The sequence below is a fragment of the Bacillus sp. JJ1474 genome, assembly GCF_036965225.1.
Taxonomy (GTDB): Bacteria; Bacillota; Bacilli; order Bacillales; family Cytobacillaceae; genus Cytobacillus.
In genome coordinates this window covers 77055-100646 of the sequence record NZ_JBALPC010000001.1, presented here as the reverse complement: position 1 = coordinate 100646, position 23592 = coordinate 77055, and the positions used below count along the sequence as shown (strand labels likewise).

The following is a 23592-nucleotide window of genomic DNA, read 5'->3' as shown; positions in this document are numbered from 1 at the left end:
CTTTTTTGTTAAGCAAAATGGAGGAAAAACTAATGGATTTATTATCAAGAACTAGAAAAATTAATGCGATGCTGCAAAAAGCAGCTGGCAGACCCGTTAACTTTAAAGAAATGGCAGAAACATTAAGTGATGTCATAACGGCTAATATTTTTGTACTTAGTCGACGCGGAAAATTACTAGGCTTTGCAGTTAACCAGCAAATTGAAAATGATCGTATGAAGCAAATGCTTGCAGATCGTCAATTCCCTGAAGAATATACGAATAATCTATTTAATATTCAGGAGACATCACCTAATCTTGACGTAGAAAGCGAATATACAGCTTTCCCTGTAGAAAACAAAGATCTTTTCAGCACAGGATTAACAACAATTGTTCCAATTAACGGAGGCGGGGAACGTCTTGGTACGTTAATTCTTGCAAGATTGAATGGACAATTCCATGACGATGATTTTATTTTGGCCGAATATGGAGCTACAGTGGTTGGTATGGAAATCTTACGTGAAAAAGCAGAGGAAATCGAAGAAGAAGCCCGCAGTAAAGCAGTTGTACAAATGGCCATTAGTTCGCTTTCTTACAGTGAATTAGAAGCAATTGAGCATATTTTTGAAGAACTAAATGGCAGTGAAGGCTTGCTCGTAGCTTCGAAAATTGCAGACCGCGTAGGGATTACAAGATCAGTAATCGTTAACGCTTTACGCAAATTAGAAAGCGCAGGAGTGATTGAATCCAGATCACTTGGAATGAAAGGAACCTATATTAAGGTTCTGAATGATAAGTTTTTATTTGAACTNNTACATATTTTTTACAAATTTTAAGTAAAATGAAAATTTGCTTTATTTTTGTTACAATTTATCATTTAATAAAACTCAGGACTTTTTTACCTGAAAAAATAAAAAAACGATCAGATTTTTGTTCGATAAATTGTAATTATTTACAGTGATTTGCTGTTTCGCAAAGAGGTTTCTTTTTTTATAATGAAAAATGGGAAGAAGGTCATGTTAAAAGTAACCCAAGTATGATAGACATATTATTTCATTTTCATTACAATAAAAGGTAAGCGACATATAAGTTTCTTTTTCTTCAAAATTCTACATATTAAACGGATTGTGGTTTGACATTGAAAATAGCAATAATGAGGTGCGTTTATGAAGTTATTTTCTAATTCAATTACGACTATTGAAAATGGTCTAAATTATTCTTCTCTAAAACAAAAAGTTATATCACAAAATATAGCAAATGAAGCAACTCCTGGATATAAAGCAAAAGAGGTTAGCTTTAAGCAATCATTGGAAACGGCAGTTAACCGATCAATAGAAGCTAATCGGACCGATCAAAGACATTTTTCCTTTAAAAGCAGTCCGCTTTCGAATGCGGGAATCATTAATCGGAAAAACGTGTCTTATAATCATAACGGTAATAGCGTGGATATTGATAAGGAAATGACAGACTTAGCCGGAAACCAAATTTATTACAATGCACTTATAGACCGAATTAGCGGTAAGTTTTCAAGCTTGCAGACTGTTATAAGGGGAGGTAAGTAGACATGTCCATTTTTCATAGCATGAATAATTCTGCTTCTGCTTTAACAGCACAAAGATTAAGAATGGATGTCATCTCATCGAATATGGCGAATGCGGAATCAACGAGAGGAAAGCTAGTTAATGGCGAATGGCAGCCCTATCGCCGTAAATCGGTCGTACTTGAACCGAAAGAAGGGCAGTTCTCCAACTTTCTAAATAACGCAATGAATCGTTCTAGTGCCGGTAATGGAGTGAAGGCTACAAGAATTATTGAAGACGAAACACCGTTTAAGCTCGTTTATAATCCAGAGCATCCGGATGCAAATGATGAAGGATACGTTGAGCTGCCGAATGTTGACCCTTTGCGGGAAATGGTAGACCTAATAAGTGCAACAAGATCATATGAAGCGAACGTGACCGTTCTTAATGCTTCCAAAAGCATGTTAATGAAAGCATTAGAAATTGGAAAATAGAGGAGCAGAATAAATGAATAATGTCGGATTCCCTTCTGTTAGCAATATTTTAAGGCCACAGGAAACTAAACAGACTCATACATATACACCATTCGAAGCTCACAAGAGTTTTGCGTCCGTACTAAAAAATTCAATTCAAGAATTAAATAAGCTCCAAAATGAATCAGACAAAATGACTGAAAAACTCGTAAAAGGTGAAAATGTTGATTTGCATCAAGTCATGATTGCCTCTCAAAAAGCGAGTGTTACATTGCAGGCAACACTTGAAATTCGCAATAAAGTCATTGAAGCCTATCAAGAGACTATGCGAATGCAAGTGTAATAGATTCATTGGTTTCATACATACAAAAACAATTTTAAAGCTAAAAACTTCTGTTTTGCGGTTATTAGCTGCCAAAGAGTGAGACAGAATAACCGGGGGATTGAAATGAAAGAATCGTTTCGGAAATATAAAGAAAATATCCAAGGATTTTGGCAAAGTCGAACCAAAAAGCAGAAGGTTCTGCTTTTTGGTTCCGTCCTTTTATTTATCATAATTGTTACAGGTGCATCGTTATTAGCGACTAGGACTACATTAGTTCCGCTTTATAGCAATCTTACACCCTCTGAAACAGGGACTATTAAAGAGAGTTTAGACGGCAGAGGCATTAAATCAGAAATAGCAGACGGTGGAACTACGATTAAAGTGCCAGAGGAAGTAGTAGATACACTTAAAGTTGAACTTGCAGCTGAGGGGATACCGAAATCTGGTAATATCGATTATTCATTTTTCAGTCAGAACGCTGGTATAGGTACAACGGAAAATGAATTTAAAATGATCAAATTAGATACAATGCAAACAGAATTAGCAAATTTAATAAGAGGGATTGAAGGGGTTACTGACGCAAAGGTCATGATTAACCTCCCCGAAAAAGGAATTTTTGTTAAAGATCCTTCTGAAGAAGCATCAGCTTCTATTGTTTTAAATACAAAATCAGGTTATCAATTTGAAGAATCTCAAATTCAAGCACTGTATCATTTAGTATCAAAAAGTATTCCTAATCTGCCTACTGATAATATCGTCATTACTAATCAATTCTTTGAGTACTTTGATTTAAAAAATAATCAAAATTCTACACCTGGCTCAACATTTGCCGAACAACATGAAATTAAAAAGCAAATTGAGCGAGATGTGCAGCGCCAAGTACAAGGAATGTTAGGCACACTAATGGGACATGACAAAGTTGTTGTGTCTGTGACGGCTGATGTTGATTTTACACAGGAGAACAGAGAGGAAAATCTAGTCACTCCAGTAGACGAAGAAAATATGGCCGGCATTGCTATTAGCGCCCAAAAAATAACGGAAACCTTTACAGGAAATGCAGATCAAGCAGGTGGCCTTGCTGCTGCTGAGGATCCTGCAGATGTTCCGGGTTCTTCTTATTTAGAAGGAAATGGGGCAAATGGTGATTATGAAAAAATCGAAGAAACGATAAATAATGAAGTAAATAAAATTCGCAAAGAAATAGTTGAGAGCCCATATAAAGTAAGAGATTTAGGCATACAAGTCATGGTTGAGCCGCCACAGCCAGAGGATCCAGCTTCTCTTCCTCAGGAAAGAGTAGATGATATAACCAAGATTCTTGCCACGATTGTTCGTACGACAATCGATAAAAAAGCAGGATCAGAAGAATTAACGGATGAAGCGATTAATGACAAAGTTGTCGTTTCAGTTCAGCCATTTAAAGGAAAAGTAGAATTCCCTAATGATGTTAAGCAAGTTCTGCCACTATGGGCTTACATTGTAGCTGGTGTGCTTCTTGCCATAATCGTTCTACTAATCTTCTTATTTATTAGGGCAAGAAGAAAACAAAAAGCAGAAGAACAGGAACTATTAGAAGTTGAGGAAGTCATTCATGTTCCGGACGTTAATGAGGAGCACGAGACAGAAAGCACAATGCGCAAAAAACAGCTTGAAAAAATGGCAAAGGAAAAGCCAGAGGATTTTGCAAAGCTTCTGCGTACTTGGATTGCTGAAGATTAGGGGGTATGGGTAATGGCAAAGAAAGATCAAAAAGAGCTATCGGGTAAGCAAAAAGCGGCCATACTTCTAATATCACTTGGACCTGATGTTGCATCATCTGTATATAAGCATTTAAGTGAAGAAGAAATAGAAAAATTAACCTTAGAAATCTCTGGTGTCAAAAAAGTTGATTCACTGGCAAAAGAAGAAGTCGTAGAGGAATTTCACAATATCGCGTTAGCTCAGGATTATATCTCCCAAGGCGGTATTGGGTATGCAAAAACGGTTTTAGAAAAAGCACTTGGGAATGAGCAGGCAGCTGTTATCATTAATAGGCTAACGTCTTCCTTGCAGGTGAGACCTTTCGACTTTGCAAGGAAAGCAGACCCGGCTCAAATCCTTAACTTTATCCAAAATGAGCATCCGCAAACGATAGCATTAATATTATCGTATTTGGATGCCGCTCAGGCAGGGCAAATCCTATCGGAGCTTCCGCAGGAAATGCAAGCAGATATTGCTAAAAGAATTGCCGTCATGGATAGCACAGCGCCAGAAATTATTAATGAAGTGGAACAAATACTCGAAAGAAAACTTTCAGCAACTGTTACACAGGACTATACACAAACTGGCGGAATTGAAGCAGTCGTTGACGTCTTAAATGGGGTTGACCGTTCTACTGAGCGGACAATTTTGGATGCTTTAGAAATTCAGGATCCAGAGCTTGCGGAAGAAATTAAGAAAAGAATGTTTGTATTCGAGGATATTGTTACCCTCGATAACCGCGCAATACAGCGAGTTATCCGCGATTGTGAAAGTGAAGATCTTATGCTTTCACTTAAAGTTTCAAGCGATGAAGTTAAGGAAATTATTTTCAAAAATATGTCTAAGCGTATGGTTGAAACGTTTAAAGACGAGATGGAATATATGGGGCCAGTTAGACTTCGAGATGTAGAAGAGGCCCAATCACGGATTGTTGCCATTATCCGCCGCCTAGAGGAAGCTGGAGAAATCGTCGTTGCCCGCGGTGGAGGAGATGATATCATTGTCTAGGTTAATCAAAGGAGTGCCGCCTTTAGTTAATCCTGTCCAAAACGACAAAAAAGTCATCGCAATCAAGGTTTTTAAACCGGAAGTTCTAGAAGATGAATTCGTTTCAGCTACAATAAATATGGAAGAACAAGTGCAATCACTGATTGAAGAGGCGCATAGGAAAGCTGAAGAAATATTAAACAGCTCAAGACATGAAGCGGAATTGATTCGTCAGCAGCTAGATGAAAATATTCAAGCCTTTGAGCAAGAAAAAGAAAGAATGGCTGGAGAAGCACATCAAACCGGATTCGAAGCAGGATTAACAGAAGGCCGAGAAAAAGGATATGTAGAATACCATGAAGTCATTCAATCAGCACATGATATCGTAGAATCGTCCAAAAAAGACTACCGAAGCCATGTTGAATCTTCAGAAAGAGAAATACTTGAGATTGGGATCAAAGTAGCCCAAAAGATATTAGGGAAAACGATCGAAGAGAATGAGGAAGAATTTTTACTTATTGTCAGACGGGCGCTAAAAGAAGCAAGGGACAATCAAGAGGTTCAATTGCATGTTCATCCAAGACACTATGATTTTCTTCTTTCAAATAAGGAAGAACTAAAAATGATTTTTCCAAAAGAAATAGATTTATTTATTTATCCAGATGATGAATTAGCAGTATCAAGCTGCATCATTGAATCGGTAAATGGGAGAATTGATGCCAGTATTGATAGTCAGCTAGAAGAAATAAAACGAAAGCTTATTGAAATGCTAGAGGGTGAGCAGGAATGAAGCTTTTGGATGTCATTGAGCAAATTGATCAGCTAGACTCCTTTAAACGCTATGGAAGAGTAAAGAGAGTAGTAGGTTTAATGATTGAGTCCCAGGGACCACCTGAAAGCTCGATTGGCGATGTTTGCTATATTCATGTAGGCAATAATCGAAAAAGAACCATTCAGGCGGAAGTAGTCGGTTTTAAAAACGAAGAAGTTATTTTGATGCCATATACAACTATTAATGATATTTCGCCTGGCAGCCTGGTAGAAGCGACATCAAGGCCATTGGAAATAAAAGTTGGGGCTCAGCTGATCGGCTCAGTCATTGACTCGATGGGGCAGCCTCTTGATGGAACCCCATTGCCGAAAGGACTTTCTTCTGCGCCAACTGAGCAGGCTCCGCCCAATCCGCTCCAAAGACCGCCTATTTCTTCTGCTATGGAAGTCGGAGTTCGGATGATCGATAGTTTATTAACTGTTGGAATCGGACAGCGGGTTGGGATTTTTGCAGGAAGTGGTGTAGGGAAGAGTACTCTGCTAGGCATGGTTGCCAGGAATACAACTGCAGATTTAAACGTAATTGCCTTAATTGGAGAGCGTGGCAGGGAAGTGCGTGAATTTATTGAGCGTGACCTTGGTCCAGAAGGCTTAAGCCGTTCTATTGTCGTTGTCGCAACGTCTGATCAACCAGCATTAATGAGAATTAAGGGGGCCTATACAGCAACAGCCATTGCCGAATATTTTCGCGATAAGGGTCTAAATGTCATGATGATGATGGATTCGGTCACAAGGGTGGCGATGGCGCAAAGGGAAGTTGGACTTGCAATAGGTGAGCCCCCGACAACAAAAGGATATACCCCTTCTGTTTTTGCTATTTTGCCAAAGCTTCTCGAAAGAACTGGTACAAATGAAAAAGGATCCATTACAGCATTTTATACTGTTTTAGTAGATGGTGATGATATGAATGAACCCATTGCTGATACAGTCCGCGGGATATTGGATGGTCACTTTGTTCTTGATCGCGCTCTTGCTAATAAAGGTCAATATCCGGCGGTTAATGTGCTGAAAAGCGTCAGCAGGGTAATGAATAATATCGTTCCACCAGAACATATACGAGCAGCTGAGAAATTACGAGAGGCATTGAGTACTTATATGAATGCCGAAGATTTAATTAATATCGGAGCATATAAAAAAGGGTCATCCAGCGAAATTGATGAAGCTATAAGGCTCTATCCTAATATTATTTCCTTCTTAAAGCAGGGAACGCATGAAAAAATAACTTTTCAAGAAAGTGTTTACCAATTAAATAGCCTTTTAGGGAAAGGAGATTAATTTTCATGCAATACCAATTCAAATTTGAAAAAATCCTTACGATTAAAGAAAGAGAGAAGGATGAAGCACTAAACGTTTATAACCAATCAGTCAAAAGATTTGAAACAGCCGCTGAAAAATTGTATGAACTCCTTAAGAAAAAAGAGGATTTAGAAGACTATCAATCTTCAAGGCTAGTTAACGGGTTGCCAGTACAAGAAATTAGGCATCATCAGCACTTTATTCATCAATTGGAAAGAACGATCAAGCATTATCAGCAAATTGTTATGAATGCACGAAATCACATGAATTTTCAGCAGGAAAGGCTGCTGGAGAAAAATGTAGAAGTAAAAAAATATGAGAAAATTAAAGAAAAAGACATGACGAATTTTGCTGAAGATGTAAGGCTGCAAGAGGGAAGGCAAATGGATGATATCTCGATTCAGCATTATATGTATCGGGGAAATTAGGTGGTAAAGTGGACAAAGTACTAGAAGAAAAAAAGCAATCAAAATTTCAAGGCTTCATATTTGTGGTCTTAATTCCTTTATTATTTGCTATTACAGTAGCTCTTATTGTGATGACTATTCTTGGGATTAATGTTTTCGAACTATCAAAGGAATACGGTCAGAAGATTCCGTTTATATCTTCTGCCTTAAATGAAGAAGGTTCCCAAAGCATCGAAGACATAGAGTCAAAAATGATTGAACTTGAAGCGGAAATTAAAGACCGGGAAGCGAAGATTTCTAAGCTTGAAACGGAGATAGAGAATAAAGACGAGGAAATTTCACAAGTGCAATTAGAAAAGGAACGTCTGGAAGAAGAAATTCTTGAACTAACAGCGATGAAAGATGAAAACAAACGTGCATTTAAGGATATTATCAAAACCTATGAAACGATTTCAGCAAAGAAAGCTGCTCCGATACTTTCACAAATGGGTGAGGAAGAAGCTTTACAAATCCTTTCAAGCATTAAAGCTGATACACTAGCAGCTATTATGGAAAAAATGAATCCGGAAGATGCAGCTAGGTATACGGAGCTGTTAACAGCCAACGCTGAAAATCAATTGGAAAACTCTCCGTAATGTAAAAGAGTTAAATGAAAGGGGGTGAAAAAATGGAAATGAGCGGATTAGGAGCAATTAATACGATTGTATCCAACAACGGAAATTCTAGTTCAATCAGCAAAAATCCAACTGGATTTGGGGCTTTGGTTGCAGGATTGATGGGGAATTCAACAAACCCTGTACAAGATAAGGATACTTCAAACAATTTACCTAGTGATGAGGTTGAAAGTTTACTTCAATTTCTGCAGACAGCAGATGTTTTTGCACTGGAAAATGGGGCTGAGCTAATTGATGGATCAAATCTTAGTTCTACGGAAGTCATCAAAATAATAGAAAATGAATTAAATTTATCCACTGATGAACTTTACGAACTGCTAAGTAAATTTTTCAATGATATTAGTTCATCTGCAAAGAGTGAAAAGCCAAGTGATGAGGATGTTTCCCAAATAGATATGGTCCTTGCAATGATCCAATCAATTATTTCTATTCAAAAGCAAGATATGAAAATAGAACCGAATAAAGACTTTGGACAAGCAATGAAAGCAATCAAACTTTTTGAGCTGTTATCTGCACATGAGGATTCTTTAGGTAATCAATTAAAGTTAAAAGAATTTATGAAGAATATCTCTGAAAAGCTAGAAACGGCATTAAATAGTACAAATTCCTCTGATAGAGGTGAATTTGTAAGGAAAACATTTCAAACTCTTGTAAATGAGTTGAATGGAAAAGTTGTATCGGGCACTGATAAAGCGGGAGAACAAATCGCAAAAGCATTGAATAAATCTGAGCCTGTTAATCATCAAGGATTCATTCAATTTCAGCAATTATCCAAACCTGAGCAGTTAACTATGCTATCAAGTTCTGGCAGACCTGTTTCAGCCGAGCAGCTGATTGAGCAATTCGAATCCATTCTATCTAAAAGCCAATTATTGAAAAGCGGCGGGACTCAAAGACTATTCCTTAAGTTAAATCCAGAAAATCTCGGATCACTTAGAATAGAGTTAATTCAGAAGGATTCAACAATCATAGCCCGGATTCTTACATCGACCGCAAATGCAAAAGATATGATGGAGTCGCATTTGAACGGGTTAAGACAAGCCTTCCAATCGCAAAATATTCAAGTGGAGAGAATTGAGATCTCTCAAGCTTTTACTTCTCAGGAACGCAGTTTTAATCGTGAAGGGCAACATCAAGGTCAGGAAAGACAGCAGCAAGAAGAGCGTCAAGAAAAACAATCAGGAGATTTTAACCACTCATTCGAAGAAGCACTTCTTAATACAGAAGCGTAGGTGTGATAAACATGACTAATACGATTGATTCGTCTTTAATGCTATCAAGCTATCAAAAAGAACAGAGAAAAACGGGCTCGGATATTTTAGGAAAAGATGACTTTCTAAAAATATTAATGGTCCAGCTCCAAAACCAGGATCCAATGAATCCGATGCAGGATAAAGATTTTATTGCCCAAATGGCCACTTTTTCAACATTAGAGCAGATAACGAATATGGGAAAGTCAATGGATAAATTTGTGAAGGTCCAGGAGCAGAGTCAATTAATTGCCTATAACCAATTTGTCGGCAAGGACATTACATGGCATAAAGTTTCTGAAGCAAAAGAACAGGGTGGAACTCCTGTAATTGAGGAAGGAAAAGGGAGAGTAGCATCCGTTCAGTTTAAGGATAATAATGTCCTATTTATCCTTGATGACGGAACGAAACTAGAACCGGGCAATATTTCGCAAATCAACGAAACATCAAAAGAAAATTCGATGGTTCAAGCGAGCATGATGATTGGAAAATCGGTTACATACTTAGCAGAAAAAGTAGAAAAAACAGGATTAGTAAAATCAGTTTCCTTTAAAGATGGGAAAACACTGTTTCAATTAGATGATGAAAAGACTACAATCACTGCTTCGCAAATAACAAAAATAGAATAATGAGAAGGTGATTGAATGGATAAAATGATGTTTCATCCGATTCAATCGAAAGCCGTTATAAGCCCGAAGGCCAAACCATTTAAGCCGGAATTGCAAAGCTCTCAAAAATTTGCCGCCCATCTACAAACGGCTCTTCAGCCCCAAGGTAAATTAGTAGTGAGTAAACACGCACAGGATCGCATGCACCAGAGAGGAATTCAGATTAATGAATCTCACTGGAAGCAAATTGCAGACAAAGTTCTCGAAGCTAGAAAAAAGGGTGTAAATGAATCACTCGTATTGCTTAAAGATGCGGCGCTCATTGTCAGCGCAAAAAACAATACAGTGATCACGGCAATGGATCGGGACGAAGCCCGAACACAAATATTTACGAATATTAATGGAACTATTATTTTAGATCAATAAATATTGGCTGGACCTGTTAAAGGAAGCCAAAGCTGCGGACTGACAGAAGCAGCTATATACGAAAGGAGCAATCATTTAATGCTACGTTCAATGTATTCAGGGATAAGTGGACTTAGAAACTTTCAAACAAAGCTTGATGTAATTGGCAACAACATCGCAAACGTAAATACTGCAGGATTTAAAAAGGGTCGTGTTACTTTTAAAGATGCAATGAGCCAAACTATTGCCGGAGCCAGTGCTTCAACTGAAAACCGTGGTGGTAAAAACTCGATGCAGGTTGGATTAGGGTCATCCTTGTCAACTATTGATACTATTCATACTGGATCCAGCTTGCAAACAACAAATCGACCACAAGATTTAGCAATTGAAGGCGATGGATACTTTGTAGTAAAACAAGGAAATGCAGAATTTTATACTCGTGCTGGGAATTTTTATCTTGATGATAATGGGACTCTAGTTAATGGTGATGGTTATAAAGTTCAAGCTTACCAAGTCAATGATGGAAAAGTGTCAAATACTTATGGGAATGTGACAATTAACGTGAATGCGTTATTACCTGCCACAACGACAAGTAAAATTGACATCGCAGGAAATTTAGATCCAAATACACTTAAGGATGAGGTTTTTACTCAACAAGTAAAGGTAGTAGATACAAAGGGAAAAGAACATACCATTGATGTAAAGTATAAAAAAGATACTGATCCTGACTCAGATCCAACTGTACCTCAAACTTGGAATGTATATTTTGGTAAGGATACAACGGGAACAGAAGATTTAGTAATAACATTCCCACTTGATCCTACCACACCCCCAACAATAACAGGTGATATTACCTTGTCTGATGGGACTACTATTTCAGGTACAGACTTAACACTATCTGTAGAGGAACTTACAAGTACAGCTGGTTCAGGCATATCTGTTATGGCAGCTCCAAATGGCTTTACAGCTGGAAAACTTGAAAGCTTCAGCATTGGTGCAATGGGAGAAATAAATGGTGTGTATTCAAATGGACAAATATCCACTCTTGGCCGCCTAGCCATTGCTAAATTTAGCAATACATCAGGCTTAAATAAAACTGGCGGGAACTTATTCCAAGAAACAATTAGCTCTGGACCAGCAAATGTCGGTGCAGCTGGTGAAGGCCGTGGCACAATCGCATCCGGAGCCCTAGAAATGTCAAACGTCGACCTTTCCGAAGAGTTCACAGAAATGATCACAGCCCAACGTGGTTTCCAAGCAAACACAAGAATTATCACAACTTCAGACGAGATTTTACAAGAGTTAGTTAACCTAAAACGATAGGTAAGGGAGGGACAGGGTCTTGAGGCTTAACGTCCTAAGGCCCTGAACATAACATTGATTAAAGTTAGTCGCCTAAATGGAAAACCATTTACACTAAATGCAGTGTTTATTGAAACGATAGAGTCTTTTCCCGATACAACAATTACGTTAACGAATGGCCGAAAGTATGTTGTGAAAGAATCGGAGGATACTGTATCGAAGCTTGTAAAGGAATTCTATCAATCTGTCAGCCTTTTGGGGCAGCAGCAAATGGGAGAAAGAGAGAATGAAGAATAATAAGCTGGTCATGATCATGTTAATATTGCTTGTGGCTATTGCCTTAGTTGGAGCTGTCGCGATTATTATTGTTAAACAGCTTAATGATAATTCTGGCCCGAAAGAACCGTCAATTGATGAAGTATTAGAGGCATCTGTTGACGTTCCGCAAATTACAACTAATTTAGCAAGCAATGATTTTATCCGTATTTCATTTAAAATTCAAACAGATAGTAAAAAAGCAAAAGAGGAACTAGAAAAAAGAGATTTTCAAGTAAAGGACATCATTATCCAAGAATTATCTGAAATGGCAGCTGAAGATATTCAGGGTAAAGAGGGTCAGAAAAAGCTAAAAGAGGATTTAAAGGGAAAAATCAATACGATTTTGCAAAAAGGTGAAGTTGAACAGGTATATATTACTGAAAATCTCCTCCAATAGAACAACAATATTAAAATTTATAGTCAAAGGCTGGAGGTGAGGTTTCATGTCAGGTGAAGTTTTATCACAGAGTGAAATAGATGCGCTCCTTTCTGCATTATCAACAGGTGAAATGGATGCAGACGAGCTTAAAAAAGAGCAGACTGAGAAAAAAGTTAAGGTCTATGACTTTAAAAGGGCGCTGCGCTTTTCAAAGGATCAAATTAGAAGTTTAACTAGAATCCATGAAAATTTTGCACGGCTGTTAACTACTTTCTTCTCTGCACAATTAAGAACTTATGTCCAAATTACTGTCGCATCAGCCGATCAGATTCCATATGAAGAGTTTATTAGGTCCATCCCGAAAATGACGATATTAAATGTTTTTGAGGTGCCCCCTTTAGATGGAAGAATCCTGATGGAAGTCAATCCCAATATTGCTTACGCATTAATGGACAGAATGATGGGCGGCAAAGGCTCGAGTATAAATAAGGTTGATAATTTAACAGAAATTGAAACAAAAATTATGTCTACCACTTTTGAACGAGCATTTGAGAATTATATGGAAGCCTGGAGCACGATTGAAGAAATTGATCCTCAGCTAATGGATTTCGAGGTCAATCCTCAATTTCTGCAAATGGTGTCGCCGAATGAAACAGTTGTAGTGATCTCGTTAAATACGACAATTGGTGAAACGAGCGGAATGATGAATATTTGTATTCCACATGTCGTCCTTGAGCCAATTATCCCTAAGCTATCTGTACACTATTGGATGCAAACAGATAAAAAGGAGAGAGCTCCTGAAGAGTTAAACAGGCTTGAAAATCATATCCAACGTGCGGAAGTATCCGTTGTCGGAGAACTTGGCCATTCGGAAATCAGCATTCAGGATTTTCTTATGTTAGATATCGGTGATGTTATCGAGCTAAATAAACCAATTGATCAGCCTTTACTGATTAAAGTAGGGGATATACCTAAATTTCTCGGACAGCCAGGAAAAGTAAACAAAAAACTTGCAATTCAAGTATTAGACATTGTGAAAGGGGGAGGCGACGATGATGAGTGATGATATGCTTTCACAAGATGAAATAGATGCGCTATTACGCGGGGTAGATGACGATGATGAGTCTGATTTATTTGATGATACTTTAAATGTAGAAGACTACCTATCTCCAATGGAGCAGGATGCTTTGGGAGAAATTGGGAACATTTCGTTTGGAAGCTCAGCAACAGCATTGTCAACCTTACTAAACCAAAAAGTAGAAATTACGACACCATCAGTAACGACCATACCGCCTAAAAAATTACATGATGAATTTCCGCATCCTTATGTTGCGATCCAGGTTAGTTATACGGAAGGATTTTCGGGAAGTAATTTATTAGTCATTAAACAAACAGATGCTGCGATTATTGCAGATTTAATGTTGGGTGGAAATGGACAAAACCCAGCCGATCTTTTGGGGGAAATTCAGCTAAGTGCTGTGCAGGAAGCGATGAACCAAATGATGGGTTCTGCGGCAACTTCAATGTCTACCATTTTTAGCAAAAGAGTAGATATTTCACCTCCTACCATTGATATTTTAGATATTCCCCAGGGAGAGGGTACAAATCGCATTCCTGGAGAAGATATATTGGTTAAAATCTCCTTCCGTTTGAAAATTGGGGACTTAATTGATTCTAATATTATGCAGCTTTTGCCACTGCAATTTGCTAAAAGTTTAGTCAACGAATTGTTAAATCCGGGAGGAGAACCGGAGAATATTTCAGGTACAATGAAAGAAGTTGAGGATTCCGTCCCAATGTACCAAGATTCCGAGGTTACACTGGATAAACAGCCTGTAGACACATTCGCTCAGGAAAATAGTTTTTCTCAAAACCCGTATTCAGAAAGAGAAATGGTTCCGCCAAATGGGGGATGGCAGCAAGCTCCTCAAGGGCAGCATGTACAACAGGTACATCAAGCTTATCAGGCACAGCCAGCATACTATCCGCCACCACAAGCAGCGAGCCATCAAAATGGTCCGCAGCATTTTGGTTCTGCGTTACCTGGCGGAGTACAGCCAACTGTTCAGCCTGCAGTTTTTTCAAGCTTTGAACCATATTCACTTCAAGAATCTGAATCGAAAAATTTAAACATGCTACTTGATATTCCACTGCAAGTAACCGTTGAACTAGGAAGAACAAAACGATCAGTGAAAGAAATCCTAGAGTTATCTGCTGGATCGATCATTGAATTAGATAAACTTGCAGGGGAACCCGTTGATATTCTAGTCAATAATCGCTTAATTGCTCAAGGAGAGGTAGTTGTGATTGACGAGAACTTCGGAGTACGTGTAACAGACATCATTAGTCAAAGTGACCGAATAAAAAAACTTAAATAAGCACGGGGGTTAACAGTAATGGCGCACAAAATTTTAATTGTAGATGATGCAGCTTTCATGAGAATGATGATTAAGGATATTCTTTCAAAAAATGGGTATGAAGTAGTCGGAGAAGCAGCAGATGGTGCTCAGGCAGTTGAAAAGTATAAAGAGTCTCAGCCAGATTTAGTAACAATGGATATTACAATGCCCGAAATGGATGGAATTACTGCTCTTAAAGAAATTAAAAAAATTAATCCGAATGCTAAGGTTATTATGTGTTCCGCGATGGGACAGCAGGCAATGGTTATTGATGCCATTCAGGCAGGGGCAAAGGATTTTATCGTAAAACCATTCCAGGCTGACCGTGTGATCGAGGCTATTTCCAAAACTTTAGGCTAATGAATATTTCATTTAGAGGGTGCAGTATATTGCTATATTTCAAGCGGACAATTTTTACGCTGTTTTTAATGAGCTTTGCTCTGCTAGGGATTCATGCACCAGCCTACGCAGAGCAAGTAAATAGTGTAAAAGATTGTATAGAACATCCAGATACATGCGATCAAGATCAGCTTCCTCAAAAACAGGATACAGCCAAGAATGAACAACCCGTTAAGGTTGGATTAAATCTTTTTGATTTTGTCAAAATGATTTTTGCCACTGTCTTTGTTGTAGGACTATTATATTTCATGCTTAAAATTATTAATAAGAAAAGTAAAATGTATAAAAGCTCCCAGCTTGTTGAGAATTTAGGCGGAACGGCATTAGGCACAAACCGTTCAGTACAATTAATAAAGGTTGGAAAGAGGATCTTAATTGTTGGTGTAGGAGAAAATATACAGCTTTTGAAAGAAATCGAAGATCAAGAGGAGTATAATCAGCTTCTGACCGATTATAACGAAAAGATGGAACAGCTTGTACAACCAAGCGATATTGTGACAAGGGTACTTCAAAGAAGAAAAAGTGTACATCAAGATGAGAAACAAGGGAACCAATTTCAAAGCATACTCAAACAACAATTGGAAGATATCACAAAAGGAAGAAAGCAATTATATAAAGAAATGGAGAAGAAAGGGTCAGACGAGCGATGAATGAATTTATGGAGTTTTTTAACAATAGTTCGCCTGCCAATGTTTCAACATCTGTGAAGCTTATATTAATGCTTACAGTTTTATCATTGGCACCCAGCATTCTCATTTTAATGACTTGCTTTACAAGAATCATAATTGTTCTCTCCTTTGTCAGAACGGCGCTTGCCACTCAGCAAATGCCTCCTAATCAAGTACTAATCGGATTAGCTTTATTTCTTTCATTTTTTATCATGGCACCTACCTTTCAGCAAGTAAATGAAGAAGCACTTACACCATTATTTAATGAAGAAATTAATTTAGAACAAGCATACGAAAAAGCATCGATCCCATTTAAGGAATTTATGAGTGCCCATACGAGACAAAAGGATTTAGCCTTGTTCCTTGAATATTCGAAAGCAGAGCCACCTAAATCAATTGAGGAAATTCCATTAACAGCTCTTGTCCCGGCTTTTGCCATTAGTGAAATAAAAACAGCTTTCCAAATTGGATTTATGATTTTTATTCCATTTCTTGTAATTGACATGGTGGTTGCGAGTGTTCTTATGTCGATGGGAATGATGATGCTGCCTCCAGTGATGATTTCATTGCCATTTAAAATATTATTATTTGTTCTTGTGGATGGATGGTATCTCGTTGTTAAATCTCTTTTACAAAGCTTTTAAGCAGGTGAAAATAATAAATGACTCCTGAATCCGTAATAACAATTGCAGAACAAGGAATTATGACGGTTTTATTCATAAGTGGTCCATTGCTGGTGCTCGCGCTAGTTGTAGGGTTAATCGTCAGTATCTTTCAAGCAACAACACAAATACAAGAACAGACACTAGCTTTTATTCCAAAAATTGTTGCCGTATTAGCAGGACTCGTTTTCTTCGGTCCGTGGATGCTCAGCCATATGCTTTCATATGCTGGAGAAATATTTTCGAATTTAACTAGATTTGTAGGATGATCATATGGTGAATTTCTTACCGGCGTTCCCGGCCTTTTTACTTATTTTCGTAAGGGTAACATCTTTTTTTCTGATGATGCCCCTTTTTTCATATCGCTCTATACCAACAGTTGCAAAAATTGGCTTAGGCTTTTTCATGTCATTGGTTATGGTGTTTACCATAGATACACCTACGTTAGAAATAGACAATCATTATTTTTTATTAATTATCAAAGAAGCGCTTGTAGGGCTTTTAATTGGATTTATAGCGTATTTAATTTTATCGGCCATACAAATTGCCGGCGGTTTTATTGACTTTCAGATGGGATTTGCCATTGCAAACGTCATCGATCCGCAAACAGGTGCACAAAGCCCGCTTATGGGTCAATATTTATACACGATTGGACTCTTTTTCTTACTCACTGTCAATGGCCATCATCTATTATTAGATGGGGTATTTTATAGCTATCAGTTTATCCCTTTAGAACAGCCATGGATTTCATTTGGGAATGAAAACATGGCGGAATATGTAGTAAAAGCATTTAATTCTATGTTTATTATTGCCTTTCAAATGTCAATCCCAGTAGTAGGCAGTTTGTTTTTAGTAGATATTGCTTTGGGAATTGTTGCGCGGACAGTTCCCCAACTCAATGTATTTGTCGTGGGACTTCCATTGAAGATAGGTGTAAGCTTTATTGTTCTTTTAACAGTAATGAGCATTATGCTGCTCGTAGTTTCCCAATTATTCGAAATGATGTTAAGCACGATGCGCGGCCTAATGGATATTATTGGGGGAACCTAACAGATGAAACGATTAATTGCCTTAGACCTGCAATACTTTGCAGGAGAAAAAACGGAAAAAGCAACACCGAAGAAAAGGCAGGATTCAAGGAAAAAGGGACAAGTAGCAAAGAGCCAGGATGTTAACACGGCCGTTGTCCTATTAGGTGTTTTTACATTCCTTCTATTTGCAGGGTCTTATTTAAAGGATATTGTTTTTTATATTATGACACATACTTTTAATCAGTTAATGCTAATGGAATTGACTGAAGCAAATATACAAATCCTATTTTTAGCCATCCTGAAGGAACTTGTGTTCTTATTAGGCCCGATCATGCTTGTTGCCATGCTTTCGGGAATTATCGCCAATTATGCCCAGGTAGGATTTTTATTTTCTACAGAAGCTATTCAGCCGAAACTAGAAAAGCTGGATCCAATTAAAGGTTTTAAACGGATTTTTTCAGTAAGAGCCATCGTTGAACTTTTAAAATCAATCTTAAAAATTGGCTTTGTAGGGATTATCACCTTTATGGTTTTATGGAACAGAATTGATGAAATCCTGATCCTATCACAAAAAACAGTAGGGGCCGCACTGGCAACGATTGGCAGCTTAACGGTGCAAATGGGTTTGTATGCCTCAGGTGCCCTGCTATTTCTATCAATATTAGATTTCTTATATCAGAAATATGATTTTGAAAAAAACATCCGAATGTCGAAGCAAGATATTAAAGACGAGTATAAAAATATTGAAGGGGATCCCCTTATCAAATCAAAAATAAAACAGAAACAACGGGAAATGGCAATGAGAAGAATGATGCAGGAGGTTCCGAATGCGGATGTCGTCATAACTAATCCAACTCATTTCGCCGTTGCTTTAAAATATGATGAGGCAAAACTCGATGCACCCTATGTTGTCGCAAAAGGGGTCGACTTTGTTGCTCAAAAGATAAAAATGATTGCTAAAGAAAAGGATATTATAACTGTTGAAAATCGGCCTCTAGCGAGAGCTTTATATAGTCAGGCAGAAATTGGAGATGCGATTCCTGAGGAATTTTTCAAAGTAGTCGCGGAAATTCTTGCCCATGTGTATAGAATGAAAAAGAAAATTTAACCCATTTTGAGTTTGTGAGCTGTCTAGCTCCAGCGCCTACCCCCGATGTACAGGACGTACTAGTGTCGACAATGCGACAGGACAAGGAAAGCTTCGTCAGCGACACATCGCACGACCAAAAGTGAAGCTTTTGGGAGGACGTCGCGTTTTTGTCGACCTCGAGGTCACAAGCCAATCCTGAAAGGTAGAGCTCACCTTTCCGGGAGGCTCGTCTTGTGCTTGTCGGGGGTGAGCACAAAGGAAAGCTTCTGCGAATAATCATCGCAGGAACAATTGTCCTTTGATTGTTCCGAAGGCGCTTGCGCTTTTCTATTAGGAGAGGAATTTTATGTCAGGAAGAGATTTATCCGTATTAGTAGCCGTCATTTTAATTGTAGCTATGCTTATTATCCCTTTTCCAACGTGGCTTCTAAGTATACTAATCTTAATTAATATTACATTGGCACTCATAGTCTTACTGACGACAATGAATATGAGTGAGCCACTTCAATTTTCGATATTTCCATCATTATTGTTATTATTGACACTTTTCCGATTAGGATTAAATGTATCGACAACACGTTCGATCCTTTCAACAGGTGATGCAGGCGGAGTTGTCCATACTTTTGGTACGTTCGTTGTCGGTGGTAATCTTGTTGTCGGACTAGTTGTATTTTTAATTTTGGTCATTATTCAATTTATCGTTATTACAAAAGGAGCTGAGCGTGTTTCTGAGGTCGCTGCAAGATTTACCCTTGATGCGATGCCAGGGAAACAGATGAGTATTGATGCCGATTTAAATGCTGGTATGATTTCAGAGCAGGAAGCCCGTGCACGCCGTGAAAAGGTAAGTAGAGAAGCGGATTTTTATGGTTCAATGGATGGTGCAAGTAAATTCGTTAAAGGGGATGCAATTGCAGGAATCATTATCGTCTTAATCAACCTGATTTTTGGGATTGTGATCGGTGTAATGCAGCTAGGACTGTCGGTAGCTGATTCTGCCTCAAAATTTTCACTATTAACGGTAGGGGATGGCCTGGTTAGCCAAATTCCTGCACTTCTTATTTCGACTGCAACAGGTATTGTTGTTACAAGAGCAGCTTCGGATGGAAATCTTGGTAAAGATATTACAACTCAATTATTTGCATTTCCAAAAATGCTATATGTTACTGCGGGAACGATATTTTTATTAGGGCTGTTTACTCCAATTAGTGATTTGCTAACGATTCCAATTGCGGCGCTTCTTTGTTTTGGGGGATATATGATAAACCGTACACCTGAGCAAGGAAAGGAACAGCTGCTGGAAATCGATGAAGAACAAGAAGCCGGTGAAATGAAAAGTCCGGAAAGCGTTGTTAGTTTATTAAACGTGGATCCAATTGAATTTGAATTTGGATATGGGCTTATTCCGTTAGCCGATGCCAACCAAGGCGGAGATCTCCTTGATCGGATCGTTATGATAAGAAGGCAGCTAGCGATTGAATTAGGTTTAGTTATTCCAGTAGTACGAATACGAGATAATATTCAGCTGCAGCCCAATGAATATAGACTAAAAATCAAGGGAAATGAAATGGCTAGGGGCGAGCTGCTGCTTGATCATTATTTAGCGATGAGCCCTGGTATTGATGATGATTCAATTGAAGGCATTGATACGATTGAACCTTCCTTTGGACTGCCAGCTAAATGGATTACAGAGGATATGAAGGAACAGGCAGAAATATTTGGTTATACAGTAGTGGATCCGCCTTCTGTCGTTTCAACTCATATTACAGAAGTGATTAAGGGAAATGCGCATGAACTAATCGGACGACAAGAAACGAAACAATTGATAGATCACCTTAATGAGAGCTATCCAATTCTTGTTGAGGAAGTTACACCAAACCCACTATCAGTTGGAGAAGTGCAGAAAGTACTGGCAAAGCTGTTAAAAGAAAATGTATCCATTCGAAACTTGCCAATCATCTTCGAGACACTAGCTGATTTTGGAAAAGTAACTAGCGACACTGAATTACTTACAGAATATGTACGGCAAGCATTAGCAAGGCAAATCACAAATCAATTTTCTCAAGGATCTGAATCACTGAAAGTGGTAACACTTTCCGGGAAAGTGGAGAAACTAATTGCTGAAGGGATCCAACAAACGGAACATGGCAATTATTTATCGATGGATCCGACTGTTTCCCAATCCGTCTTAGAATCAATCGCTTCACAGGTAGAGCAATTGTCTTTAATGGAACAAACACCGATTGTATTATGTTCACCTGCAGTAAGAATGTATGTACGTCAATTAACCGAAAGATATTTCCCGCAAATTCCAATTCTTTCGTACAACGAACTTGAAGCAAATGTAGAAGTACAGAGTGTAGGGGTGGTGAATTTAGATTGAAGGTAAAAAAATTTATTGCTCCTTCCATGTCTGAAGCCATGAAGCATATCCGAGCAGAGCTTGGGAGTGATGCAGTTATTTTAAATTCGAGAGAGGTTCATTCTGGCGGTTTTCTAGGGCTTTTCAAAAAACGTAATATCGAAGTAATTGCAGCTACTGATCAACTGGGAGGTTCCCAACCGAAATCAATCACAAAAACAAAGTCTTCGGCCACTCCGGATTCGAATCGGAATTTTCAGATAGAGAACGTAATGAAAAATAATATTAATAGTGAAAATAAAAAGCCTTCTGATGACATAATGAAAGAAATCAATGAATTAAAGTCACAGCTAAAGGCAATGTCTGTTTCGAATTCGGAATTAGGACCTGTCTACCCTGAACACTTAAAGCTGATGCAGAAATTATTAAAGGAACAGGACATTCATGAATCCATTCAGAACAAAATACTAACGTTACTTCTTGAAAAATGGTATGTAAATGGGGCAAATGCATCGATTAATGAGGTATATTCCTGGCTAGAAAGGTACATGGCTGACCAGCTTACTGAAATACCATTTGGAGGAATTTCCTTTAAGAAAAAGTATATTAATGTAGTCGGACCTACAGGTGTCGGAAAAACAACCACTCTGGCCAAGATTGCAGCTGAATGTGTGATAAATCATAAAAAGACAGTTGCCTTTATCACTACAGATACGTATCGTATTGCAGCGATTGACCAATTAAAAACATATGCAAAAATTTTAAATGTGCCAATGGAAGTTTGCTATACAATTGATGATTTTAAAAAGGCAGCAAATCAGTTCAATGATTATGATCTTGTTCTAATTGATACAGCAGGCAGAAATTTTAGAAACAAGCAGTATGTAGAAGATTTAAAACAGGTAATTGATTTTGATCATGACATGGAAACCTACCTAGTTCTCTCCCTTACTTCAAAACAAAGGGATATGGAAGATATATATAAACAGTTCTCTATTATAGAAATTGATAAATTTATTTTTACAAAAGCGGATGAAACCTCTAGCTACGGAGCGATGTATAATTTGATCACAAAATACAACAAGGGTGTTGCCTATATGACAAATGGTCAAAATGTTCCAGACGATATGATTGAAGTAAAACCAAGTACAATAGCAAAAACCATTATTGGGGTCGAATAAAATGAAAGACCAGGCAGAAGAATTACGATTACGATTAAGAGCAAACAAATTAAGGAAAAATCCTAGAACGTTAGCGGTTGTAAGCGGTAAGGGAGGAGTAGGTAAATCTAACTTTTCTCTCAACTTTGCAATATCCTTAACGAAGAAGGGATTCGCCGTACTACTTTTCGATATGGATTTAGGCATGGGTAATCTCGATATATTGATGGGAACGTCATCAGAGTATTCAATCGTTGATTATTTTGAAGGGCGAGTTTCATTAAAGCAAGCGATAATGCATGGTCCTGAGGGGCTAAAATATATTGCAGGTGGTTCTGGACTTTCCCACATCGTACATTTAGATGAAAACAGGGTAGAACATTTTACACAAGAGCTCACTGTTTTATTTGGTGAATATGACTATGTCATTTTTGATATGGGTGCTGGTATTACAAATGAATCAATTAAATTTATCCTTTCAGCTCAAGAGATTGTGTGTATCACAACCTCAGAACCTACAGCGATTACAGATGCCTATTCGATGCTGAAACACATTCATTTAGTTGATTCTTCAATCCCCTACTATATTGTCATTAATCGAGTCGAGAGTGAAAAGGAAGGGCAAATTACCTATAACCGTATTTCTAAAGTATTGCAGAATTTTCTTGGGAGGGAATCCTTCTATCTTGGAATGCTCCCGGATGACCGAGCGATCCAGCAAGCTGTTAGAAGGCAAACCCCTTTTATTCTAAATAATGAAAAGTCTCCAGCTTCAAAGTCAATTATTGAAATTGCTGAACGGTATAAAGACAGGCATTTTCAAGACAAACAGTCAGTAAATGGCTTTCCATTTATAACAAAACTAAAGCGATTTCTCTTCGAAAGGTAGGCGTCCTCATTGAGAAAAATTAATGTACTAGTTGTAGATGATTCGGCCTTTATGAGGAAGCTAATTTCTGATTTTCTTAAAGCAGACCCCCGAATAGAAGTAATTGGAACGGCGAGAAATGGTGAAGATGGACTAAAAAAGGTAAGAGAATTGAATCCAGATGTTGTCACACTGGATGTTGAAATGCCCTTATTAAATGGACTGGATGCTCTTAAACAAATTATGATTGAACATCCAGTTCCAGTTATTATGCTTTCTAGTACGACAAAAGAAGGTGCAGAAAACACGTTAACAGCTATACAAAATGGCGCTTTTGATTTTATTGCTAAGCCTTCAGGTGCGATATCTCTCGATTTACATAAAATTAAAGAAGAATTAGTTCAAAAAGTCATCTTAGCAAGCAAAGTAAGCAGGAAACATTTGATAAATTTAGCATCT

27 protein-coding genes and 1 pseudogene (1 of these 28 cut by a window edge) are annotated in these 23592 nt (G+C 37.9%); all 28 read left to right on the top strand.

The window, feature by feature from the left end; all coding sequences use genetic code 11:
* The first annotated feature begins 32 nt into the window (after positions 1-32).
* Positions 33-815 (top strand): GTP-sensing pleiotropic transcriptional regulator CodY, encoded by a 783-nt coding sequence (codY, locus tag V7164_RS00495; protein WP_335353192.1) that lies wholly within the window; start codon positions 33-35, stop codon positions 813-815.
* Positions 816-1145: 330 nt separating this feature from the next.
* Positions 1146-1541 (top strand): flagellar basal body rod protein FlgB, encoded by a 396-nt coding sequence (gene flgB, locus V7164_RS00490; RefSeq protein WP_335347258.1) that lies wholly within the window; start codon positions 1146-1148, stop codon positions 1539-1541.
* A 2-nt stretch (positions 1542-1543) separates the two neighbouring features.
* Entirely contained in the window at positions 1544-1993 is a 450-nt protein-coding gene (flgC, locus tag V7164_RS00485; RefSeq protein ID WP_335347257.1) for a flagellar basal body rod protein FlgC, read from the top strand.
* 13 nt (positions 1994-2006) lie between these two features.
* Entirely contained in the window at positions 2007-2315 is a 309-nt protein-coding gene (fliE, locus tag V7164_RS00480; protein ID WP_335347256.1) for a flagellar hook-basal body complex protein FliE, read from the top strand.
* Between the two features lie 105 nt (positions 2316-2420).
* Entirely contained in the window at positions 2421-4016 is a 1596-nt protein-coding gene (gene fliF, locus V7164_RS00475; protein WP_335353191.1) for a flagellar basal-body MS-ring/collar protein FliF, read from the top strand.
* A 12-nt stretch (positions 4017-4028) separates the two neighbouring features.
* Complete coding sequence (gene fliG / locus V7164_RS00470) at positions 4029-5045, top strand: flagellar motor switch protein FliG (RefSeq protein WP_335347254.1); 1017 nt, start codon at positions 4029-4031, stop codon at positions 5043-5045.
* The gene (gene fliH, locus V7164_RS00465; RefSeq protein ID WP_335347253.1) at positions 5029-5814 is read left to right on the top strand and encodes a flagellar assembly protein FliH; all 786 of its coding nucleotides are present in this window, start codon (positions 5029-5031) and stop codon (positions 5812-5814) included. The genes fliG and fliH overlap by 17 nt, the downstream gene beginning before the upstream one ends.
* Positions 5811-7130 carry a flagellar protein export ATPase FliI gene (gene fliI, locus V7164_RS00460; RefSeq protein WP_335347252.1) on the top strand — a complete coding sequence of 440 codons (1320 nt, stop codon included), beginning with the start codon at positions 5811-5813 and terminating at the stop codon, positions 7128-7130. Before fliH ends, fliI begins: the two co-directional genes overlap by 4 nt.
* 5 nt (positions 7131-7135) lie before the next feature.
* Positions 7136-7579: a flagellar export protein FliJ gene (gene fliJ / locus V7164_RS00455; RefSeq protein WP_335347251.1), complete on the top strand. Its 444-nt coding sequence runs from the start codon at positions 7136-7138 to the stop codon at positions 7577-7579.
* Positions 7580-7587: 8 nt separating this feature from the next.
* Positions 7588-8193 (top strand): MotE family protein, encoded by a 606-nt coding sequence (locus tag V7164_RS00450; RefSeq protein ID WP_335353190.1) that lies wholly within the window; start codon positions 7588-7590, stop codon positions 8191-8193.
* A 32-nt stretch (positions 8194-8225) separates the two neighbouring features.
* Positions 8226-9464 (top strand): flagellar hook-length control protein FliK, encoded by a 1239-nt coding sequence (locus tag V7164_RS00445; protein ID WP_335353189.1) that lies wholly within the window; start codon positions 8226-8228, stop codon positions 9462-9464.
* An 11-nt stretch (positions 9465-9475) separates the two neighbouring features.
* Positions 9476-10111, top strand: a complete 636-nt coding sequence (flgD, locus tag V7164_RS00440; RefSeq protein WP_335353188.1) for a flagellar hook assembly protein FlgD — start codon at positions 9476-9478, stop codon at positions 10109-10111.
* Between the two features lie 15 nt (positions 10112-10126).
* The gene (locus tag V7164_RS00435; RefSeq protein WP_335347247.1) at positions 10127-10516 is read left to right on the top strand and encodes a TIGR02530 family flagellar biosynthesis protein; all 390 of its coding nucleotides are present in this window, start codon (positions 10127-10129) and stop codon (positions 10514-10516) included.
* A gap of 78 nt (positions 10517-10594) precedes the next feature.
* The gene (locus V7164_RS00430; RefSeq protein WP_335347246.1) at positions 10595-11818 is read left to right on the top strand and encodes a flagellar hook protein FlgE; all 1224 of its coding nucleotides are present in this window, start codon (positions 10595-10597) and stop codon (positions 11816-11818) included.
* A 54-nt stretch (positions 11819-11872) separates the two neighbouring features.
* Positions 11873-12094: a flagellar FlbD family protein gene (locus tag V7164_RS00425; RefSeq protein ID WP_335347259.1), complete on the top strand. Its 222-nt coding sequence runs from the start codon at positions 11873-11875 to the stop codon at positions 12092-12094.
* A complete protein-coding gene (gene fliL / locus V7164_RS00420; protein ID WP_335347245.1) occupies positions 12084-12512 on the top strand; it encodes a flagellar basal body-associated protein FliL in 429 nt (142 codons plus the stop codon). The genes V7164_RS00425 and fliL overlap by 11 nt, the downstream gene beginning before the upstream one ends.
* A gap of 46 nt (positions 12513-12558) precedes the next feature.
* On the top strand, positions 12559-13557 hold the full coding sequence (fliM, locus tag V7164_RS00415; protein ID WP_335353187.1) for a flagellar motor switch protein FliM: 999 nt from the start codon (positions 12559-12561) through the stop codon (positions 13555-13557).
* Entirely contained in the window at positions 13547-14872 is a 1326-nt protein-coding gene (gene fliY, locus V7164_RS00410) for a flagellar motor switch phosphatase FliY (RefSeq protein ID WP_335353186.1), read from the top strand. The genes fliM and fliY overlap by 11 nt, the downstream gene beginning before the upstream one ends.
* 18 nt (positions 14873-14890) lie before the next feature.
* Positions 14891-15253 carry a response regulator gene (locus V7164_RS00405; RefSeq protein ID WP_315668554.1) on the top strand — a complete coding sequence of 121 codons (363 nt, stop codon included), beginning with the start codon at positions 14891-14893 and terminating at the stop codon, positions 15251-15253.
* Between the two features lie 29 nt (positions 15254-15282).
* Positions 15283-15942 (top strand): flagellar biosynthetic protein FliO, encoded by a 660-nt coding sequence (locus V7164_RS00400; protein ID WP_335353185.1) that lies wholly within the window; start codon positions 15283-15285, stop codon positions 15940-15942.
* A complete protein-coding gene (gene fliP, locus V7164_RS00395; RefSeq protein WP_335353184.1) occupies positions 15939-16604 on the top strand; it encodes a flagellar type III secretion system pore protein FliP in 666 nt (221 codons plus the stop codon). Before V7164_RS00400 ends, fliP begins: the two co-directional genes overlap by 4 nt.
* A gap of 17 nt (positions 16605-16621) precedes the next feature.
* On the top strand, positions 16622-16891 hold the full coding sequence (fliQ, locus tag V7164_RS00390; RefSeq protein WP_335347241.1) for a flagellar biosynthesis protein FliQ: 270 nt from the start codon (positions 16622-16624) through the stop codon (positions 16889-16891).
* A 4-nt stretch (positions 16892-16895) separates the two neighbouring features.
* Entirely contained in the window at positions 16896-17672 is a 777-nt protein-coding gene (gene fliR / locus V7164_RS00385) for a flagellar biosynthetic protein FliR (protein WP_335353183.1), read from the top strand.
* A gap of 3 nt (positions 17673-17675) precedes the next feature.
* Complete coding sequence (gene flhB, locus V7164_RS00380) at positions 17676-18761, top strand: flagellar biosynthesis protein FlhB (protein ID WP_335353182.1); 1086 nt, start codon at positions 17676-17678, stop codon at positions 18759-18761.
* Between the two features lie 328 nt (positions 18762-19089).
* Positions 19090-21126 carry a flagellar biosynthesis protein FlhA gene (gene flhA, locus V7164_RS00375; RefSeq protein WP_335353181.1) on the top strand — a complete coding sequence of 679 codons (2037 nt, stop codon included), beginning with the start codon at positions 19090-19092 and terminating at the stop codon, positions 21124-21126.
* Positions 21123-22286 (top strand): flagellar biosynthesis protein FlhF, encoded by a 1164-nt coding sequence (gene flhF, locus V7164_RS00370; protein ID WP_335353180.1) that lies wholly within the window; start codon positions 21123-21125, stop codon positions 22284-22286. The genes flhA and flhF overlap by 4 nt, the downstream gene beginning before the upstream one ends.
* A gap of 1 nt (position 22287) precedes the next feature.
* Entirely contained in the window at positions 22288-23154 is an 867-nt protein-coding gene (locus V7164_RS00365) for a MinD/ParA family protein (RefSeq protein ID WP_335347237.1), read from the top strand.
* 9 nt (positions 23155-23163) lie between these two features.
* Positions 23164-23592: pseudogene (locus tag V7164_RS00360) on the top strand (protein-glutamate methylesterase/protein-glutamine glutaminase); it runs 664 nt beyond the window's last position.

Bases quoted from the DNA above. Each gene is read 5' to 3' on its own strand.
- fliH (WP_335347253.1), top strand. From the start codon at position 5,029: ATGATATCATTGTCTAGGTTAATCAAAGGAGTGCCGCCTTTAGTTAAT.
- flhA (WP_335353181.1), top strand. From the start codon at position 19,090: ATGTCAGGAAGAGATTTATCCGTATTAGTAGCCGTCATTTTAATTGTA.
- V7164_RS00405 (WP_315668554.1), top strand. From the start codon at position 14,891: ATGGCGCACAAAATTTTAATTGTAGATGATGCAGCTTTCATGAGAATG.
- flgD (WP_335353188.1), top strand. From the start codon at position 9,476: ATGACTAATACGATTGATTCGTCTTTAATGCTATCAAGCTATCAAAAA.
- V7164_RS00445 (WP_335353189.1), top strand. From the start codon at position 8,226: ATGGAAATGAGCGGATTAGGAGCAATTAATACGATTGTATCCAACAAC.
- fliF (WP_335353191.1), top strand. From the start codon at position 2,421: ATGAAAGAATCGTTTCGGAAATATAAAGAAAATATCCAAGGATTTTGG.
- fliG (WP_335347254.1), top strand. From the start codon at position 4,029: ATGGCAAAGAAAGATCAAAAAGAGCTATCGGGTAAGCAAAAAGCGGCC.
- fliR (WP_335353183.1), top strand. From the start codon at position 16,896: ATGGTGAATTTCTTACCGGCGTTCCCGGCCTTTTTACTTATTTTCGTA.
- fliE (WP_335347256.1), top strand. From the start codon at position 2,007: ATGAATAATGTCGGATTCCCTTCTGTTAGCAATATTTTAAGGCCACAG.
- V7164_RS00430 (WP_335347246.1), top strand. From the start codon at position 10,595: ATGCTACGTTCAATGTATTCAGGGATAAGTGGACTTAGAAACTTTCAA.
- fliQ (WP_335347241.1), top strand. From the start codon at position 16,622: ATGACTCCTGAATCCGTAATAACAATTGCAGAACAAGGAATTATGACG.
- fliL (WP_335347245.1), top strand. From the start codon at position 12,084: ATGAAGAATAATAAGCTGGTCATGATCATGTTAATATTGCTTGTGGCT.
- fliI (WP_335347252.1), top strand. From the start codon at position 5,811: ATGAAGCTTTTGGATGTCATTGAGCAAATTGATCAGCTAGACTCCTTT.
- fliY (WP_335353186.1), top strand. From the start codon at position 13,547: ATGATGAGTGATGATATGCTTTCACAAGATGAAATAGATGCGCTATTA.
- flhB (WP_335353182.1), top strand. From the start codon at position 17,676: ATGAAACGATTAATTGCCTTAGACCTGCAATACTTTGCAGGAGAAAAA.
- flgC (WP_335347257.1), top strand. From the start codon at position 1,544: ATGTCCATTTTTCATAGCATGAATAATTCTGCTTCTGCTTTAACAGCA.
- fliP (WP_335353184.1), top strand. From the start codon at position 15,939: ATGAATGAATTTATGGAGTTTTTTAACAATAGTTCGCCTGCCAATGTT.
- V7164_RS00365 (WP_335347237.1), top strand. From the start codon at position 22,288: ATGAAAGACCAGGCAGAAGAATTACGATTACGATTAAGAGCAAACAAA.
- fliJ (WP_335347251.1), top strand. From the start codon at position 7,136: ATGCAATACCAATTCAAATTTGAAAAAATCCTTACGATTAAAGAAAGA.
- V7164_RS00435 (WP_335347247.1), top strand. From the start codon at position 10,127: ATGGATAAAATGATGTTTCATCCGATTCAATCGAAAGCCGTTATAAGC.
- fliM (WP_335353187.1), top strand. From the start codon at position 12,559: ATGTCAGGTGAAGTTTTATCACAGAGTGAAATAGATGCGCTCCTTTCT.
- flgB (WP_335347258.1), top strand. From the start codon at position 1,146: ATGAAGTTATTTTCTAATTCAATTACGACTATTGAAAATGGTCTAAAT.